Below are 18,237 nucleotides of genomic sequence, written 5' to 3' on the forward strand. Positions count from 1 at the left end.
GAGGACACAATGAACATAACAACATCAATCACAAATACCAGTCTTAAAAACTCAGATAAAGGGCTGGTCATCGAGTTTATCGACTTGGTGGTTAATTTTGTCGAACCAGATAATTATTTTGGTGGACAAATTCGATTAACTGAAGAAGAGGACGGTATCTCATTTCAAACAACCACGGAAGCATTACAAGATTTGGCAATTGTTAAAGCAAAGAAGTTAATTTCTGAAGCACAGGTGGTTGTGCCAGAGCCAGAGCCAGAATATGTGCCAGATGACGAACCTGTACAATCAGAAGCAACATCTGAAGCACCTGTTGCAGATACACCAGCATCAGAAGCTCCTCAATCAGAAGTAACGTCAGAAACAACGTCAGAAGCAACATCTGAAGCTGATTAAGGTGTGTGCCAATGAAAGGATTTATGCCCCATGATTTAGTAGGCTGGTTGACGACACTTGGTAGCATATCTGGTGCCGTGTGGGTGGTCATTAAGTTCACATTTGTTAAGTCGTTCAACCAATTAAATGAAACCATCAAAGAGCTTAAAAACACGATTGGCTCCGTTGACCAGCGCCTCGATGATTTAGATAAGCGGACGTTACGTTTGGAGGATTGGCGAGAATACCACTCCAAAAAAGACGATAAGTAAGGATGACACATGTTACAAAAAATAAATAATGCACTTAAGAACCCAGACGGCAGTTATTCAGGAAAGGTAGTTGCTGGTCTGGTTTCTTTGTTAATCGTACTTGTTCAACAAGTATTTGCAGTGTTTGGTATCAAGTTTAGTGGTGATTGGAACGCCATTGTTGCCGTGGTTAATACCGTGTTGACCATCTTGGGAGCATTAGGTGTACTGTCTGGTGGTGGTGTGGTTGAAGCACCAACAACTGTTAAGTTAGAAGATCCAGTCAAAGTCACTCAAGTACCCGATACGACTGAACAATTAAAATAAGGGAGATGTTATGAATAAATTAAAGCAAGCACTTGTTCTGGCAGGTGCTTTTTTAGCGTTCGCAGGTGTTGGGTACGTCTCATCTGATACTGTCCATGCTGATACACCTCGTGTGGACATGGTGGACGTGTCTAACCACAACGGACAAATGACCGCACCTGAGTTCGTGTATATGCGAAATAACTATGGTATGAAAGCTGTGGCGACCAAGATTTCAGAAGGAACAACTTTTCATGATTACACCGCACCAGGTAACATCGCAGCTGCTAAGGCTGCGGGTGTTTACATCAACGGGTATCATTTCTTGTCATCAACAACAGTAGCCGGGGCAATTGCCGAAGCTGATTATGCTGTACGAATGGCTCGAGCTGATGGATTACCTGTTGGTGCTGTCTTGGCGGTTGATATTGAGAACTCATACCAATTGTCAATGGGTTCACGTATGCAACCAGTTGCGACAGCATTTGAGAACCGTGTACGGGCGTATGGTTACCGCTCAACCACTTACACTGGTGGTTATTCAGCAAGTGTCAGTCCTGCTGGTGAAAAGGCATGGTTAGCACAATATCCATACGTGCCAACATCAGCCATGAAGCATTATAATACCGAACATGCTTGGCAATGGACGTCAAACCAAAGATTTGCCAGCTCATACGGACGTTTTGATGCTTCAATTCTGTACGACAACTTCTTCACGGCAGGTACTGATAAGGATGTTGTTGTGCCAAACGTGACACCATCTAAGCCAGTAGTGAATAAGGACACATCAGCTATCAAAAAATTTAAGAACGCTGGTAATCGCTTCACGGCTTACAAGTCATTCCGTGTTGACAAGATCGCTTATGCAAATGGCATGTGGCAAGCTATCAACTATGACCTGGCAGGTGGCAAGGATGCTAACTGGACGGCTAATGGTATTCCGCTAGCAATGTTGGATAATGTGACTCGTGGTAACTATGCAGCAACTCGCGTAGGTGATCAGGTTAAGTTCATGCGTGGTTACAACTACGGAACGATTGATCAATACGATAACAACTCAAATGGTGCTGGTATTGTTGAAGGACGATATGGCAACGTTTGGTACAATGCCAATTCATTATTAGCTAAATAAAATTAAAGCCCACTAGGTTATTCGATTGAATAGCTTAGTGGGCTTTTTGTGTTTACTGTGGTATTGATTTAGATATTTCTTTATCAGATCTTACCAACGTGTTCATAAATATAAAATAACCAATTAAAATTAACCAACTCAAATCAGACACGATGACCATAAGATTAAATATGTGACTAGTTTTATATTGTAGTGTAAGTGAATTTTTACCTTTAACACCATTAATATTTATTGTTCCAATTGGTGTCTTAGAAATAGTTATAGCATTTATTTTTTTGCCATTAAGGTGGGCAATTGTGTTTTTATATATAAAGGCAGGTACCTCAATTTGGTGAGCTTTATTTTGAATCCAAGAAATATGCAAAATTCCATGTGATCGTACATCTTTATTAAATAAACTATGTTTTTCTAAAACATGTTCTGTATATAGTCCATAGTAATCTTCTTTATTATTGAACTTAGTAATAGGTAAGTAATCTGGCGTTGTCCGATCTACTGTATTTATAAGTTGACTTAAGTCTCGATTACTCCAAGCTGCTCTTAGGTCAGTTGTTGTATTTACTGGATGACCATTCATTGGCTTTAGTCTTAAATCTTTTGGATTGATTGCAGCACTTTGCGCGATGCTAGTAGTCTGTCTGTAGTTTGAAATAACGTTGTTTGAAACTGAGGTTACTAGGCTAATAACGCTAATAACAGACATTGTAATTACTATGAACTCTAGTAATTTATTAAAATTAAAATCAGTACTATTTACTAATTCTTTCATAGCTAATAATGTACCAATTAAAACGAATATTTCGCCAACCAGTGTGAATCGGAAAGAAAATTGCAAAAAATTCCTTATTTCAGGCAAGTTTAGTTGGATAATTGGCCATGGCATTAAATTACTGCCTAAGACAAAATAAGCAAGGCCTGAAATAATTAAAATCCTGCTTAGGATAGATATTCTTTTCCAAAACATAATGATTATGGCAATCCCTAGCATAGATAAAATGGCCAATATGTTTTCAGATACTGATATATGGTTTCCTAGTAAGGAAATACCATTCGTTGATAGAACATCAAATGGATTAAAAATACTATTAGTTACATCTATGCTTGTTGGTGGCACTAAGATATTATGTGTTGATAACTGTAGATAAGGTAAAATAGTATTTAAACATAATATTATTGAAGTGAAAATCGCAATAACAAGATACTTGATCATTAACCATTTTTTGTGCGTTTGAATGAAGCCAACAACGAAGGCAGAAATCAATACAGGGATTGCAAATGCGGCGCTTAGTAAGTGACCCTGAACTTGTAAACTAACAGCTAACGCTAGCACAAGAGAGTTTTTTAATTTGAAATTACTATTTAGCATGTCTATCATAGGCAAGATTATCAAAGGTAGGAACGCTAGCCCTATTGAACGCCAACCAGATACAATTAAGAATGATGCAATAGCATTGGTACTTAAATAAATGGTTCCTAATCCAATACTTATATTTTTACTAAATCCAATTTTTCTTGAAATAAAGTAGGTAATTAAACCTGCTGTAAAAAGTACTAAAATGTTTAAGACTATCTGAAATTTAAGCCAAGAACCAGAAATCAATAGTAAAACCCCAAGTAAATAAGTTAAAAATGGACTATATAGCGCGTTTACAACACGTCCAGACTGCTGAAAAGAATATAGATTCAACGTTGAAAAATTTAAATGTTTTATTTGCAATGCAGCTTCATATATTCTGCCATAATGAAAATATCCATCAACTCCTAAAACAGGGGTTTTATTTAAAATAATTGGGCTGACTATAAAAATAGAAATAAAAAAGATAATAACTATTGGTTGAATGTGTTTTTTCATGGTACACCTCTAAAAAATTTATCAAATTTAATATACCATATATAGACAACAATATTTTCTTTATCCTTAATTAAAGTTTCCCAGTCTTGCGGTTTTTTATATAGGTAGAAAAAATTACCGCATAGTTACTGCAATAGGTGTACAATCGTTGAAGTAATAACATTCGCTAGTCCTACCAGTGGACTTCAAGTCAAACATTTGCTAGTTCATACGGACGCTTTGATGCATCTGTTTTGTACGACAACTTCTTTACAGCTGGTACTGATAAGAACGCTGTTGTGCCCAATGTGACACCAAGTAAGCCAGTGGTTAATAAAACAGATACATCAGCAATTAAGAAGTTCAAAGCTATTGGTAATCGTTTTACTGCTTATAAGTCATTCCGCGTTGATAAGATTGCCTATGTCAATGGTATGTGGCAGGCTATTAACTACGATATGGCTGGTGGTAAAGACGCCTCATGGACGGCTAATGGTATTCCGTTGGCTATGCTAGATAACGTCACTCGTGGTAATTATTCAGCGACTCGTGTAGGTGATCAGGTTAAATTTATGCGTGGTTACAATTATGGAACGATTGACCGATATGACAACGCCTCAAATGGAACGGGTATTGTTGAAGGTCGTTATGGCATGATTTGGTACAATGCTAATTCATTGTTAGCTAAATAAAATTAAAGCCCACTGGTCATTGCGACTGGTGGGTTTTTTTGTGTTATATCTATTAAATTTAGATTTGGCACTAATTTGGCACCAACTACTACTTAAATGCCTTTGTGACGGCATTTATAGCTGGTATTAAATGGAGCCGAGGGGAGTTGAACCCCTGTCCTAACATCTTGCAACTGACACCTCTACGTTCATAGTAAAACCATTTCATTCTCACTTACCGCACGCCGTTTTACCAAGCGATCGCATAAGCCAGCCTGATTATCCTCTTCTAAACTTCCGCAGACGGAGAAAGTTTAGCGCAGGTTGCTTAGTTTGAGACTTACTCTAGCACGCAACTAGTACTAAAGTAAGCAACGCCAGCTGTTTTTTAGGCAGCTAATGCGTAGTTATTGTTTGAATTTTTTGCAGTTAATTCTACTGAGTGGATTATAGGGCCACAACCCCTAAACGCAGTACCAGCCCAAACAATGCTAGTCGATTCCGTAACGACCCCGTTACGTACACACATTAGTATACCAAGCTTTTAGTAGGAGCACAAATATGATTTTAACAAAGTAAAGAATAAAATATTCGCATTTAATGATACTAAATTATTGTTTAACGTTTTTAGTTCGTGTATAATATCTATTTGGTGGTTAAATTAAATAACAAAAAACTTAAAACACGAACATTAATGCTTAGGAGTATACAATATGGAACTTACGACCGTTTTTGACTATGAAGATATCCAACTCGTGCCAAATAAATGTATTATTGACAGCCGTTCAGAGGCTGATACATCAGTAAAATTAGGAAACCATACATTTAAAATTCCTGTGGTACCAGCTAATATGCAGACTGTTATTGATGATGCTTTAGCGATGAAATTAGCCAAGTCAGGTTATTTTTATGTGATGCACCGGTTTAATCCAGAAACACGTTTGGATTTCGTACGGACATTTCATGAAGCGGGTCAAATAGCTTCAATTTCCGTTGGTGTTAAAAAAGAAGAGTATGATTTTATTGATCAGCTAAAAGCAGCTGATTTGGTACCGGAATATATTACAATTGATATTGCGCATGGCCATTCAGACTCAGTTATTGAAATGATTAAGTATATTAAGACAACATTGCCCGAATCATTTGTGATTGCTGGTAATGTGGCAACACCTGAAGCAGTCCGTGACTTAGAAAATGCTGGTGCGGATGCAACGAAAGTCGGTGTTGGCCCTGGAAAGGCTTGTATCACTAAGCTAAAGACCGGGTTTGGAACTGGTGGTTGGCAACTTGCAGCGCTACGATTGTGTGGTAAGGCGGCCAAGAAACCAATTATTGCTGATGGTGGTATCCGTTATAATGGTGATATTGCAAAATCAGTGCGCTTTGGTGCCACGATGGTTATGATTGGTTCATTATTTGCTGGTCATGACGAAACACCAGGTGATATTGTCGAATTAGATGGGGCAAAATATAAGACTTATTTTGGTTCTGCTTCACAATATCAAAAGGGTGAATATAAGAACGTTGAAGGTAAGAAATTATTGGTGCCATATCGTGGCTTGATTGAAGATACATTAATTGAGATGGAACAAGATTTACAGTCATCTATTTCATATGCAGGTGGACGTCAGTTAAACGACTTACGTTATGTGGATTATGTCGTTGTTAAAAATTCCATTGTAAATGGTGATTCGTATTAATTTATAGACACCTTAAAGAGATTGAGACAAAAAAATGTTGCAATCTCTTATTTTTTTGTTTTATGAAAGCAATAAATTAGGTATGCTAATGTTATAGGAAAAATGAAGGGAGTCATTTATGAAGCTCTTACAAAAATGGTTGATCGATAACTTTGACTGGCAATCACTTGGACTCGCTTTGTTGATTATTATTGTGACGATCATTGTAACTAAAGGCATTGTCAGTGTAATTTTTAATCAAATTCAAAAAAGATTATCGAAACGTTATGAAATTTGGCGTGATATTCTAATTGCGTTCGAAAGGCCTGTCAAAATTGTGGTTCTATTTGCTGGTCTGGTTTGGGCGCTACATGTTGCGCACGCACCACGGTTAATTCTTCATTATGTTGATGAAATTAATAAATCGGTCTTAATCTTCAGTGTGGGATATGGGTTGTATTCATTAATGGCATCACTAACTGATTTACTACAATATTTTGGTGCTAAAATTCATATTGAAGTTGATTCAATTGTGATGCCGTTCTTAAAACGTACATTGCAATTTATTGTTGTGGCATTGACCATCACGATGATTCTGTCTGACTGGGGCATTAATGTTAATGGCGTTTTCGCTGGTTTGGGATTGGCAGGATTAGCTGTTTCAATGGCCGCTCAAGATCCAATTAAAAATTTGCTTGGTGGTATTATTATCATTACTGAAAAGCCATTTCAAATTGGTGATGCTATCGAATCGCCCTCTGTTGCTGGTGTAGCAGAAGATATTACTTTCCGTTCGACTTTGATTCGAACAGCCGATGGCGCATTAGTCGTTGTCCCCAATGCAACATTGTCTAACGAACCCATTACAAATTGGTCTCGGGTAGCAAAACGGAAAATTTCATTGGTGTTTTATCTAGCTTTGGAAACCGAAACAAAAGAAATTGTGGCTGTTTCCGAAGAGGTAATGCGACAGTTATCATTGGATGAACGTTTTGATGCGGATAGTGTTAAAGCGGTAATTTCTCAAGTGACACCGTATGGCTATGAATTCAATGTCAATGTATTTGTTAATATGCATCCGGATACTGATTTTTCAGGTGATCAGGCGGATGTTAACATGTTAGTTTTGCGTGTTTTAGCAGCACATAACATCCATTTATCAGTTAACGCTAAACCTGTGGTACAGCAGTAATTGACTTTGATTTCAGAAAACGGTATAGTTTAGTACAATTAAATATTGCTTTTTTAATCGTCAGACGAGAGCTGGCAAAGGAGCGCATTATAAGTTATAAAAAGAGATAACCAATTTAAGTCGCGCCATATTTGTGGGCGACTTTTTTTATACCCTTATTGAGGAGGAGAAGATGGCGAAAGAATTTGGGCAAGTACAGGTTATTAACAATGACCAGCGAACGATGTCAAATTGGGACATGTTTGCAACATGGATAGGGGCAAATGCTAATAATGGTACCTGGTATATTGGTGGTGTGATTGCAGCGGCAGGTATGTATACTGCATCTACGACGCTAATTGTGACAGGAATTTTGTCATATGTATTTCTAACATTAGCGTGTTACATGGGCTATAAAACAGGATTACCTATGATGGCATTAACAAGAGCATCGTTTGGTCTAAAAGGATCGTTTGGCCCATCAGTCATAAATATTGTGCAATTTATCGGGTGGGCAGCGGCAAATACGTTTATTGCTGCTATCTCAATTTCGGTAATTTTTAAAGACATGTTGGGTTGGACGGCCTACGCCAATGGGGGCAAAGCTGGTTTAGTCATCGGAATCATTATTATGTCCTTATTACACTTAGCCTCGATTTCGTTAGGTGAAAAGTCTGTCCGCATGATTGAACGTATTGGAATTATTTTAGTCATTATTTTTGTTATTTGGGAGGTGATTGTTGTCTTTCAAAATGTCTCATTGAGTCAGATATTTGATTGGCAACCGCCTAAATCAGTCCGTATCTCTTCAGGGGCGGCAATCGATATTTTGGCTGCTTTCAATTTGGCTTGGGTGACAGCATCTTCTGACTTTTCTAGATTTGCGAAGAAAAAGTCGGGTGCAACTGGTTGGTCGTTCTTGGGAGCAAATTTGGGGTTATTTGGGTTTGCTTTTATTGGTCTGTTAGCAACCATTGGAACTGCAGTTATGAACAATTCATTTGATCCAAATGACTCAGACCCCTCAACGATTGCATCTAAATTAGGATTAGGAATTATTGCTTTACTAGTTATTATTATTACGTCAACGACGGCTAATGCGGTCAACTTGATGGCGGCGGGATCTGCGCTAACGAATATGTGGCATAAATTGAAACTAACCCCTGCATTGTGGATTGTTACGCTTATTGCAACGATTGTTTCATTTATTCCGCTACTATTTGCTACTTTCTTAGAGGCATTCACAACATTTTTGGACTACATCGGTATGTTTTTAGGTCCCGAAATTGCGGTATTCTTGGTTGATTACTTTGTGATTCGTAAAGGACAGTATGAATTGGCAGAGATTACCAAAGTTGATGGTAAATATTGGTACCAAGGTGGTTTTAACTGGCTAGCGATTATTTCGTGGGGTAGTGGTATCATCCTGTACTTTAGTTTAAAATCTGTTTCATGGATAAGTGAGACGATTGGTGTCACATTTGTTGCGATGCTCCTAGCAGGAATCATCTATTATCTATTGACTAAATTATTTAATGATAGAGCAAAATAAAATTTTATTTTTGAGGATTGGATTTTGATGAAATACTTGATTATCACAGAAAAGCCATCAGCTGCCAAAAACTTCATAAAAGCATTAGGGGGTCAGTCAGGTGAGTATGCTGGCTATACGTATCAAATCGTCAATCTTCATGGGCATATGATGACCTTTAAAGAACCAGAAGAAATGGTTACTGAGGACTTACGTAAAGCGTATAAGTCGTGGACCTTAAAATATTTGCCTTGGCAACTAGAACAAATGAATTGGCAGCGGACATATTTAAAACAACGTCAGCCAAGAACTGGGCGTTTAAAATCCACTAAATCTGAATTGGCAGCCCTAAAACAAGAAAGTCAACGCCATTATGATGCCATTGTAATTGCCACCGATACCGATCCATCAGGTGAAGGCGATTTGTTAGCATGGGAAGTGATTGATGCTATCCATTGGCAGGGCAAAGTATTGCGAGCAAATTTTGTTGATGAAGCACCGCAAAGCATTCGCCAAGCAATGAATCATTTAATTGACGTTTCAGATAAAACACAACACGGTCCTTATTTAAAGGGAGAAACCCGTAGTCGCTGGGATTTTGCTTCGATGCAATTGACAAGAATTGCAACAACCTCTGCTAAAAAGGCCGGTTTTAAAGTTGTTGCCCGTGAAGGACGTTTAAAGTCAGTCATTGTTTGGAAAATCTATGAACAAATGCGAGCAATTAAGAACTATGTGAAACGGCCTTTTTATGAAGTCCGGTTCAAGGATTTAGCAGGGCACGTATTTAAGCGTACTGTACCAAAAGATGAACAAGTTACCTGGCGATATCTTGATAAAGAATCTACGCAAAACGAAAAACAAAACTATCAAACTGCTGATATCGTGAATGAAAAGCATGTGAAACGACATCAAGCACCTGATAAGTTATTGGACTTAGCAGGTTTGGCAGCTATTTTGGCGCCACGTGGGTTTGATAGTAAAGAGGTGTTACGAACGTATCAGAAAATGTATGAAGCACAAATTGTTTCATATCCAAGAACTGATGATCAATCGGTGACACCAGAACAATTTGCAGAATTGCTGCCGAAAATCGATCAAATTGCTGATTTAGTTGGGGTCAATAAGCAATTACTGACGCATCGTGAGCCTCGGAAAACACATGTCAAATCACAAGGGTCACACGGGGCTAACCGTCCTGGATTGAACGTCCCTATCAGCATGCAATCATTATCGAAATACGGTGCTAGTGCTGGTGCTATTTATGAAATTTTGGCCAAAAATTATTTAGCCATGCTAGCAGAAGATTATATTTATGATCATGTTACAGCTGAACTCAGACAATATCCTAGCTTTAAAACCGCATTTAACGTGCCCATAGCTAAAAATTATAAACTCGTTTATGATGCCCAACAGGCTTTGCAAGATGATAAAGCGGATGAGAAGCAAATGAATAAACAGCTTGGTCAACAGGCAAATCCATATATCTTTGAGGGTAGTAATAAGAAACCAAGCTACCCAACGACTAAGTGGTTAATGGCCTTTTTGGAAAAGCATGACGTTGGTACTGGAGCAACCCGTGTTTCGACCCTTTCTGAGATGAGTCAAGGTACTCGTAAAATGATGATTGAAAAGAAGGGCCGTTTGACACTCACTGAAACAGGGAATGTTTCGGCTATTATGGTAGATGGTACTTGGATTGCGTCACCCAAAATCACGAAAAGGTTATTCGAAATGATGGACGAAGTTGGCGAGTTTCAGCTAACTATGGCGAAAGCGTTAGATTCAGTTAGGCAAGTAATCCAGCATGACATGCCCATTATGGTTGAAAATGCGCAGAGATTATCGGATGAATTAGGAGCGCCAAAACCTACTGCCACCAGAACTAGGTCAAAAAAGCAAACTGAGAAGATAACAGTACAATTTAAAGGGCAAGAAATTAGTTTTTCGAAAACTTGGAGTGATCATACATTTTCAGATGATGAGCTACAACAGCTACTCAATGGTGATGAAATTAGTTTTGCGGCTAAGACAAAAAGAGGGAAAAGTTATACTGCGACAGGTTATTTGGCCAAGCAGACGTACAAAGGGCATCCATTTTATGGATTTAAACTGAAACCAAGAAAAAAGTAACGGTTAAATATTAAGGAGATTAAGGATGTTAATCAAACAAGTTGTGATTGAAAATGCTACGAGACGCCAAGATGTCCGCGTGAAGAATGGTAAATTTGTGGCTATCGCGGATTCTTTAACACCAATTGCTGATGAACAAGTTATTGATGCGACAGGGAAATTAATGCTACCACCATTTGTCGATCCGCATGTTCATTTAGATGCAACGCTGACTGCTGGCCAGCCAGAATGGAATGAAAGTGGCACATTGTTTGATGGTATTCGTATTTGGGGTGAACGCAAACAAACCCTATCACATGAAGATGTTAAACAGCGGGCAATCCAGGCTTTGAAAATACAAGCGGCTCATGGCTTGCAGTTTGTACGTTCCCATGTTGATGTGACCGATCCCGATTTAGTCGCTTTAAAAGCATTATTGGAAGTTCGCGAAGAAGTGAAGCCATGGATGACTTTGCAGTTAGTTGCTTTTCCGCAGGAAGGTATTCTATCTTTTCCTAATGGTAAAGAATTGATGACCCAGGCAGCTGAAATGGGGGTAGATGCACTAGGCGCAATTCCTCATTTTGAATTTACACGTGAATATTCAGTAGATTCATTACATTTTGTTTTTGACTTAGCGAAAAAATACCATTTATTGGTAGATGCGCATACAGATGAAATTGATGACCCAGCGTCACGCGGTTTGGAAACATTAGCCATGTTGGCTCTTGAAACAGGGTTGAAGGAACGTGTAACAGCATCACATACAACGGCTATGGGTTCTTATAATGACGCATATGTGTCTAAATTAATGCGACTTTTGAAGATGGCAGATATTAATTTTGTTGCCAATCCCTTAATTAATATGTATCTAGGAGGCCGCTTTGACACGTATCCAAAGCGACGTGGCTTGACACGTGTTAAAGAGCTTGATCAAGAAGGACTGAACGTTGCTTTTGGTGAGGATGACATTCAAGACCCTTGGTACCCAATGGGGAATGGTAATATGATGGATGTTTTGCATATGGGATTGCATGCAACTCAAATAATGGGTTATACAGAAATTATGAATTCGTACCGTTTTATTACCAAGCAAGGGGCTCGCACCATGCAGGTTATGGACAATTATGGTATTGAGGTTGGTAAGCCGGCTAACTTTTTGATTTTTAATGCTGATAATTGGTACAACACTTTAAATGAACGTGCAGAATTACTTTATTCTGTACATGAAGGTCATATTTTGGTGGAAACTGAGCCAGCAAATGTGCAAGTTAATTTACCAAAATAAGGCAATATTTTCTGGAAACGTATTTTTACTTGGAATTTAACAAATTATAATTAATGAATTTTAAATTCAATGGGCGGGGTATTTTCTTGTGTTTCCGCCCATTTTGCATGGTTTTTAGTAAAAATAATTTTTATGGTGTTGCAGTGATGAAATAACAAATTAAAAAGTTTTAAGAAGCATCGTTGTATAATAGAAATTAAAGAATTATGAAATAAAAAAGTGCTGATGGTGGATATAGGTAAAAACATGAAATTGTTAATGATAGAAGATAATACATCCGTGTCAGAAATGATGGGGATGTTTTATAAAAAAGAAGCATGGGATGTTACAAATGCTTATGATGGTGAGGAAGGGCTCAGGTTATTTAATGAGAATGTCCAGTCATGGGACGTGGTTATCCTGGATTTAAACCTTCCCAAAGTTGATGGGATGCAAGTAGCATTGAAAATTAGAGAAGTATCGGCAGAAGTACCGCTGATTATGCTAACAGCTCGTGATTCGGATTCGGATCAGGTGTTGGGTTTTGAAGTTGGTGCGGATGATTATGTGACGAAACCATTTAGCCCAATTACGTTGATAGCGCGAATCAAGGCATTATATCGACGAGCAACGATGCAACCCGCTAGCCATGAAGAAGATGTTATCGATGATTTTGATGTGCAAACACGGACATTTAAATTAAATTCACGGACACGTGAAGCATACTTGAATGATGTGCTGATTCCGGATTTGACACCGAAAGAATTTGATTTACTCCGTGTGCTTTCAAAAAAGCAACGTCAGGTATTTTCACGTGACCAATTATTACAATTGGTCTGGGACTATGAATATTTTGGCGATGAACGTACAGTTGATGCACATGTGAAGAAGTTGCGTCAAAAGATTGAAAAAGTCGGGCCACAGGTTATTCAAACCGTGTGGGGCGTTGGTTATAAGTTTGATGACTCGAATGTGCCTGAAACGCAGATGAAATAACCGAGATGTGCATATGAAAAAAGGACGCGTTGAAAAATTATTAATCATACTGATCTTAGTGTTTATCTTGGCAACTGTGTTTGTATGTTTACATTTGCATGCGCTGTTAATTACGTTAATGTTAGTTTTGCTTACCACAATTGGATTATATGGTCTGATAGCGTTAAAGAAACAGTTGAGTTTAGTAGCGAAGCAGCAACATGAGTTGACGATGTTAAAAAATAAGGCCGTTATGCAACGCGAAGAAGAAGCAGCTATGTTATCGAATGCTTCACATGAAATGCGGACGCCTTTAACAACGATTGCTGGGATTGCTGAAGGGTTACAGTATGGCGTTATTAGTCCAGATGAACAGCAACATTCCTATGATTTGATTAAGGAAGAGGCAGATCGATTAACTCGGTTAATTAAGTCAACATTGTCATATGAACGATTAAGACAACAACAGTTAGAAAATCAACCGGAAAACTTTAATGTTGTCCAACTTGTTCGCCGTCAGATTGATCAATTGATCAAGCAAGCGGAGGCCGTTGGTAATGAAATTCAAGATTTAACAAAACAAGATATTTTTGTTTACGCAGATCCGGATCAAGTGGCTCAAATTTTAACAAATATTCTAGCAAATGCGATTCAATTCACAACCAATGGTATTATTACTGTCTCCGTTGAAACTGAAAATAATCAGGCTCGAATTATCATAACAGATACGGGAATCGGTATGACCGAAGACCAGTTAAGCAAGATGTGGCAACGGTATTATAAAGTTGATCCATCGCGAACAAAACGTGGTGAATCTGGGCTAGGGATGGCTATTGTGCAACAACTAGTCAGTGCTAACCATGGTGAAATCAAAGTGTCTTCTAAGTTAGGAATTGGCACGACTTTTGAAATTATTTTACCCGCAATGAATAAATAGTATTTAGCGATGCGCTTTATTTGAAATTATTTCACAAAATGATATCGATTATATTGTTTTTGAACATTTAATGTGGTATTGTTCAATGTTGTGAATATTTTTTGAATTATTGTGAAGGAGATATTATGTCGATTTTAATTGCGTTGATTCCGGCATTAGCCTGGGGATCAGTAGGGTTGGTTACCACTAAGATGGGTGGTACGGCTGCGCAAGGAACGTTAGGAATGACATTTGGGTCATTAGTCTTTGGGTTGCTAACACTGTGCGTCTTCGTTATTCCAAATTCGGGTATGTCGTTTGCATTTAACCCACGTATTTGGTTGGTTGGTTTCGTTTCTGGAATTTTTTGGGCTGTTGGAACTGCTGGCCAGTTCGTGGGGTTCAAAAAATTAGGTGTGTCGATTGGACAGCCATTATCAACTGCTGGTCAAATTATTGGTAATGCCTTGTTGGCTGCTGTTGTGTTGGGCGAGTGGCAGACTGGTCATATGTGGTTATTTGGAGCGATTGCCATTATTGCCGTTGGCTTGGGAGCTGTATTAACAGCTTTGCCTGATTCTGCAGAGCCTGCTCAAGCATCTGCTAATCGTGAAATGAAAAGTGGTGCAATTGCAGTTCTAATTTCAACTTTGGGATTTATGATGTACTTCATCTTCCCAAACTTGTTGAACAAAGTGGGTTATATAACTGATCATGTGCACAACCAAAATAAAGGGTTGGATTACATGACCGCAATTGTTGGTCCACAGTCAATTGGTCAAGTTTTGGGAGCATTTATAATTGTTATCTTCTTTATGAAAGAGGGTAAGACAATGTTTGAAAAAGGAACTTGGCGCAATATGGTCACTGGTTTGGGGACTTGGAAATGTCTTTATGTTTATTTCAGCTGCTAATCCAAATGTTGGTCAAGCGATTGCTGCCACTTTGTCACAAACAGGTGTCATTGTCGGAACATTTGGGGCTATCTTCTTACTAAAAGAGAAGAAAACGCCACGCCAAATGGTTTATATTGTAATTGGATCAATTTTGGTAGTTGTTGGAGCCATTTTAATTTCCCGACTATAGTTATTTACTAAATAAAGAGACTGGAACAAATGAAAATGTTCCAGTTTTTTTGTGCCAAAAATAACGCAAATAACGTTACACACCGGCTTCAAACCGACTTTGTTCACGCTCTGCTTAAACGCGTTCTCAAAGTCTGAAACCTCAATGTAACGAAATTTACGCCATTCCTGTCCTGCGCTTTGCTCCGGCCAAAAATAACGCAAATAACGTTACACACCGGCTTCAAACCGACTTTGTTCACGCTCTGATCTTATACATGATTTGAGCATCAAGTTTATAATCGTTATGAAAACGGTTTATTTATATCCAGTTGCTTGCAAGATAATATGCTAAAATACAATTATGTGGAGAACTTTTAAATGAATGTTTTAGGGGAATTGAAAAGAGGGAATTATAATGACAATAAGTGTTCATGAAATTGGTAAAATGCCAAATGGTGAAACTGCAGAACAAATTGTAATCGAGAATAAAAATGGTCACAAAATTGGTGTGACAAATTGGGGTGCCACATGGCAATTCTTTAAAACAAATAGTGGCCAAGATTTGATGGTTGGACTACAGACTACTGATAAATTATGGGATCAAGCATATTCAGTAGGTGATATCATTGGTCGTGTTGGTAACCGTATCACGGGGGCAACGTTTACTTTGAATGGTAAGACGTATCATTTGAAAGATAATGAATTAGGTAATGCCTTGCACGGAGGAAAAGAAAATTTCTCAAATCGGATGTGGGATTATACCCTTGATGAGGATACTAATTCAGTGACGTTTACAACGACTATGACTGAAGAAATTGATAATTTTCCTGGTACCATGCCAACTTCAGTGACTTATACATTTTCTGATGATGATGAAGTCGCATTGACTTTCTCAGCTGAATCAGATGAAGATACTTTGTATAATCCAACAAGCCACGGTTATTTCAATCCAGCAGGTATTGAAACGGATGCCCGTGATCTGACATTGCAAATCCATTCACAACGTCGTTTGGAATTAAACCCTGAGGATACAACGCCAACAGGTAACTTCCTAGATAACGCTGATACACCATTTGACTTTAACGAGCCTACTAGAATTGGGGATAATTTAGCAAAATTAGATGGTCCTTATGATGTGAAGTTCGATAATGCTTTTGAACTTAGTCAAGCGGCAGACAGGCCAGCAGCTGTTGTCTCAGATCCTAAGTCAGACCGTAGTATTGAAGTATATACAGATCGAAATGCTGTTATCTTTTTCATTGCTGATCCAGAAGTTGCCTATCATGAAGGTGATCGTCAATGGTTTGATGAACACCCATATAATACAATTGCACTAGAAGCTCAAACCTTGTCAGATGCTATTAACCATGAGGGCTTTGGTGATATTGTTTTGCCAGCAGGTAAGAAACAAACTTATCGCACAGTCTATAAATTTAATAATTTAGATTAATATCATACTTTGTGCACAAATGTACATGGAAACACTTTCATTTTTTACTGAGAAAAGCTATAATTGGTCTATACCGTAAGATGAAAAGTACTAATATAAACGATATAGAGGAAGAAGGATTTAATTATGACCACATTATCATTTGATACTTCAAAGTTGGCTTCTTTTGTGGGAGAAGAAGAGCTATCAATGATGCAACCAATGGTTAGTGTTGCAGATGAGTTGTTGCGTAAGGGCACTGGTGTTGGGTCTGAATATACAGACTGGCTACACTTGCCAACGCAATATGATAAAGATGAATTTGCTCGTATCCAGGCAGCTGCTGCAAAGATTCAAAGTGATTCAAAAGTATTAGTTGTCGTTGGAATTGGTGGATCATACTTAGGTGCTCGCGCAGCTAATGATTTCCTTAATGACTATTTTGCTAATTATTACGGTGATGAGGACCGCGACTTCCCACAAGTCTTGTTTGCCGGTAATTCGATTGCACCAGCATACTTAAACAGCTTGATTAAGTTGATTGGTGATCGTGATTTCTCAGTTAATATTATTTCAAAGTCTGGTACAACTACTGAGCCAGCAATTGCTTTCCGTGTATTTAAGCAAATGCTAGAAGAAAAGTATGGTGTTGAGGGTGCCCGCGAGCGTATTTATGCAACAACTGATGCTGCCCGTGGCTCATTAAAGACTTTAGCTGACGAAGAAGGTTATGAAGAATTTGTTGTTCCCGATGGTGTTGGTGGTCGTTTCTCAGTATTAACGGCAGTTGGATTATTGCCAATCGCTGTTGGTGGGGGCGATATCGAACAATTAATGGCCGGTGCGGCAGCTGGTGAAAAAGCATATGCTGATGCTGACTTGTCAAAGAACCCAGCTTATCAATATGCTGCTTACCGTAATATTTTGTACCGTAAAGGATATACAACAGAATTATTGATCAATTACGATCCAACATTGGCCCAATTCGGTGAATGGTGGAAGCAATTGCAAGGTGAATCAGAAGGTAAGGATGGTAAGGGAATCTTCCCTGCATCTGGAAACTTCTCAACTGATTTACATAGTTTTGGACAGTATATTCAAGACGGTCGCCGTAATTTATTTGAGACCTTGGTTCGTGTAACAGAGCCTGTGACTGACGTTACAATTCCAACAATGGATGCGGATGATGGTTTAGGTTACTTACAAGGTAAGCAAATGAGTTATGTTAATCGTACAGCTTCTGAAGGAACAATGATTGCCCACGTTGATGGTGGTGTCCCTAACATGATCGTTGAGATTGATAAGCAAAATGAATTTGCGTTGGGTCAAATGATTTACTTCTTCGAAGTAGCTGTTGGTATCTCAGGTTATTTGAATGGTATTAATCCATTTAACCAACCAGGTGTTGAGGATTATAAGCGCAACATGTTTGGCTTGCTTGGTAAGCCGGGCTATGAAGAGTTAACAGAATCATTGCAAGCACGCTTGTAATTTTATTAAGAATTCATGTACAAAAAGGTCGAA

The 18,237-nt window shown here is 38.4% G+C and carries 15 protein-coding genes, 1 other RNA gene and 1 pseudogene; 15 read left to right on the forward strand and 2 right to left on the reverse strand.

Annotation, left to right across the window (positions count from 1 at the left end; all coding sequences use genetic code 11):
- Positions 1 to 9: 9 nt before the first annotated feature.
- From FOL01_RS02545 to FOL01_RS02560, 4 genes are read left to right on the forward strand one after another with little or no spacing between them, the layout of a single operon-like run.
- The gene (locus FOL01_RS02545) at positions 10 to 396 is read left to right on the forward strand and encodes a hypothetical protein (protein ID WP_075269167.1); all 387 of its coding nucleotides are present in this window, start codon (positions 10 to 12) and stop codon (positions 394 to 396) included.
- Between the two features lie 11 nt (positions 397 to 407).
- Positions 408 to 647, forward strand: coding sequence for a hypothetical protein (locus tag FOL01_RS02550; protein ID WP_075269168.1), 240 nt, complete (start codon positions 408 to 410; stop codon positions 645 to 647).
- 9 nt (positions 648 to 656) lie between these two features.
- Positions 657 to 953: a phage holin gene (locus tag FOL01_RS02555; RefSeq protein WP_156834976.1), complete on the forward strand. Its 297-nt coding sequence runs from the start codon at positions 657 to 659 to the stop codon at positions 951 to 953.
- Between the two features lie 10 nt (positions 954 to 963).
- Positions 964 to 2,064 (forward strand): GH25 family lysozyme, encoded by a 1,101-nt coding sequence (locus tag FOL01_RS02560; RefSeq protein WP_075269169.1) that lies wholly within the window; start codon positions 964 to 966, stop codon positions 2,062 to 2,064.
- 52 nt (positions 2,065 to 2,116) lie between these two features.
- Here the strand turns inward: FOL01_RS02560 and FOL01_RS02565 are convergent, their stop codons facing one another.
- Positions 2,117 to 3,916 carry a putative glycosyltransferase family protein gene (locus FOL01_RS02565; protein ID WP_075269170.1) on the reverse strand — a complete coding sequence of 600 codons (1,800 nt, stop codon included), beginning with the start codon at positions 3,914 to 3,916 and terminating at the stop codon, positions 2,117 to 2,119.
- A 233-nt stretch (positions 3,917 to 4,149) separates the two neighbouring features.
- Between FOL01_RS02565 and FOL01_RS02570 the strand changes: the two genes are divergently transcribed.
- A complete protein-coding gene (locus FOL01_RS02570) occupies positions 4,150 to 4,587 on the forward strand; it encodes a lytic exoenzyme target recognition domain-containing protein (protein ID WP_075269171.1) in 438 nt (145 codons plus the stop codon).
- Positions 4,588 to 4,715: 128 nt separating this feature from the next.
- Here FOL01_RS02570 and ssrA read toward each other — a convergent pair.
- Positions 4,716 to 5,080: a transfer-messenger RNA gene (gene ssrA, locus FOL01_RS02575) on the reverse strand.
- A gap of 199 nt (positions 5,081 to 5,279) precedes the next feature.
- Here ssrA and FOL01_RS02580 point away from each other — a divergent pair.
- The 10 genes and pseudogenes from FOL01_RS02580 to FOL01_RS02625 all read left to right on the forward strand — a co-directional run bounded on the left by FOL01_RS02580 (position 5,280) and on the right by FOL01_RS02625 (position 18,204).
- The gene (locus tag FOL01_RS02580; protein WP_075269172.1) at positions 5,280 to 6,266 is read left to right on the forward strand and encodes a GMP reductase; all 987 of its coding nucleotides are present in this window, start codon (positions 5,280 to 5,282) and stop codon (positions 6,264 to 6,266) included.
- Between the two features lie 118 nt (positions 6,267 to 6,384).
- Positions 6,385 to 7,437 carry a mechanosensitive ion channel family protein gene (locus FOL01_RS02585; RefSeq protein ID WP_075269173.1) on the forward strand — a complete coding sequence of 351 codons (1,053 nt, stop codon included), beginning with the start codon at positions 6,385 to 6,387 and terminating at the stop codon, positions 7,435 to 7,437.
- Positions 7,438 to 7,609: 172 nt separating this feature from the next.
- Positions 7,610 to 8,968: a cytosine permease gene (locus FOL01_RS02590; protein WP_075269174.1), complete on the forward strand. Its 1,359-nt coding sequence runs from the start codon at positions 7,610 to 7,612 to the stop codon at positions 8,966 to 8,968.
- A gap of 24 nt (positions 8,969 to 8,992) precedes the next feature.
- A complete protein-coding gene (locus FOL01_RS02595; RefSeq protein WP_156834977.1) occupies positions 8,993 to 11,080 on the forward strand; it encodes a DNA topoisomerase in 2,088 nt (695 codons plus the stop codon).
- Between the two features lie 25 nt (positions 11,081 to 11,105).
- Positions 11,106 to 12,347: a cytosine deaminase gene (gene codA / locus FOL01_RS02600; protein ID WP_075269176.1), complete on the forward strand. Its 1,242-nt coding sequence runs from the start codon at positions 11,106 to 11,108 to the stop codon at positions 12,345 to 12,347.
- Between the two features lie 246 nt (positions 12,348 to 12,593).
- Positions 12,594 to 13,322: a response regulator transcription factor gene (locus FOL01_RS02605; RefSeq protein ID WP_075269177.1), complete on the forward strand. Its 729-nt coding sequence runs from the start codon at positions 12,594 to 12,596 to the stop codon at positions 13,320 to 13,322.
- Positions 13,323 to 13,335: 13 nt separating this feature from the next.
- Complete coding sequence (locus FOL01_RS02610) at positions 13,336 to 14,238, forward strand: sensor histidine kinase (protein WP_075269178.1); 903 nt, start codon at positions 13,336 to 13,338, stop codon at positions 14,236 to 14,238.
- 125 nt (positions 14,239 to 14,363) lie between these two features.
- Positions 14,364 to 15,303 (forward strand): annotated as a pseudogene (locus FOL01_RS02615) (GRP family sugar transporter).
- Between the two features lie 396 nt (positions 15,304 to 15,699).
- Entirely contained in the window at positions 15,700 to 16,734 is a 1,035-nt protein-coding gene (locus FOL01_RS02620; RefSeq protein ID WP_075269179.1) for an aldose epimerase family protein, read from the forward strand.
- 126 nt (positions 16,735 to 16,860) lie between these two features.
- Positions 16,861 to 18,204, forward strand: a complete 1,344-nt coding sequence (locus tag FOL01_RS02625) for a glucose-6-phosphate isomerase (RefSeq protein ID WP_075269180.1) — start codon at positions 16,861 to 16,863, stop codon at positions 18,202 to 18,204.
- Positions 18,205 to 18,237: the final 33 nt, after the last annotated feature.

It is taken from the genome of Weissella thailandensis (assembly GCF_001932615.1).
GTDB classification, from domain to species: Bacteria; Bacillota; Bacilli; order Lactobacillales; family Lactobacillaceae; genus Weissella; species Weissella thailandensis.

What these genes read in the sequence shown, in the direction of transcription:
- FOL01_RS02560 (WP_075269169.1), top strand. Translation starts at nt 964, where the DNA reads ATGAATAAATTAAAGCAAGCACTTGTTCTGGCAGGTGCTTTTTTAGCG.
- codA (WP_075269176.1), top strand. Translation starts at nt 11,106, where the DNA reads ATGTTAATCAAACAAGTTGTGATTGAAAATGCTACGAGACGCCAAGAT.
- FOL01_RS02590 (WP_075269174.1), top strand. Translation starts at nt 7,610, where the DNA reads ATGGCGAAAGAATTTGGGCAAGTACAGGTTATTAACAATGACCAGCGA.
- FOL01_RS02550 (WP_075269168.1), top strand. Translation starts at nt 408, where the DNA reads ATGAAAGGATTTATGCCCCATGATTTAGTAGGCTGGTTGACGACACTT.
- FOL01_RS02605 (WP_075269177.1), top strand. Translation starts at nt 12,594, where the DNA reads ATGAAATTGTTAATGATAGAAGATAATACATCCGTGTCAGAAATGATG.
- FOL01_RS02620 (WP_075269179.1), top strand. Translation starts at nt 15,700, where the DNA reads ATGACAATAAGTGTTCATGAAATTGGTAAAATGCCAAATGGTGAAACT.
- FOL01_RS02580 (WP_075269172.1), top strand. Translation starts at nt 5,280, where the DNA reads ATGGAACTTACGACCGTTTTTGACTATGAAGATATCCAACTCGTGCCA.
- FOL01_RS02555 (WP_156834976.1), top strand. Translation starts at nt 657, where the DNA reads ATGTTACAAAAAATAAATAATGCACTTAAGAACCCAGACGGCAGTTAT.
- FOL01_RS02565 (WP_075269170.1), bottom strand. Translation starts at nt 3,916, where the DNA reads ATGAAAAAACACATTCAACCAATAGTTATTATCTTTTTTATTTCTATT.
- FOL01_RS02585 (WP_075269173.1), top strand. Translation starts at nt 6,385, where the DNA reads ATGAAGCTCTTACAAAAATGGTTGATCGATAACTTTGACTGGCAATCA.
- FOL01_RS02545 (WP_075269167.1), top strand. Translation starts at nt 10, where the DNA reads ATGAACATAACAACATCAATCACAAATACCAGTCTTAAAAACTCAGAT.
- FOL01_RS02610 (WP_075269178.1), top strand. Translation starts at nt 13,336, where the DNA reads ATGAAAAAAGGACGCGTTGAAAAATTATTAATCATACTGATCTTAGTG.
- FOL01_RS02625 (WP_075269180.1), top strand. Translation starts at nt 16,861, where the DNA reads ATGACCACATTATCATTTGATACTTCAAAGTTGGCTTCTTTTGTGGGA.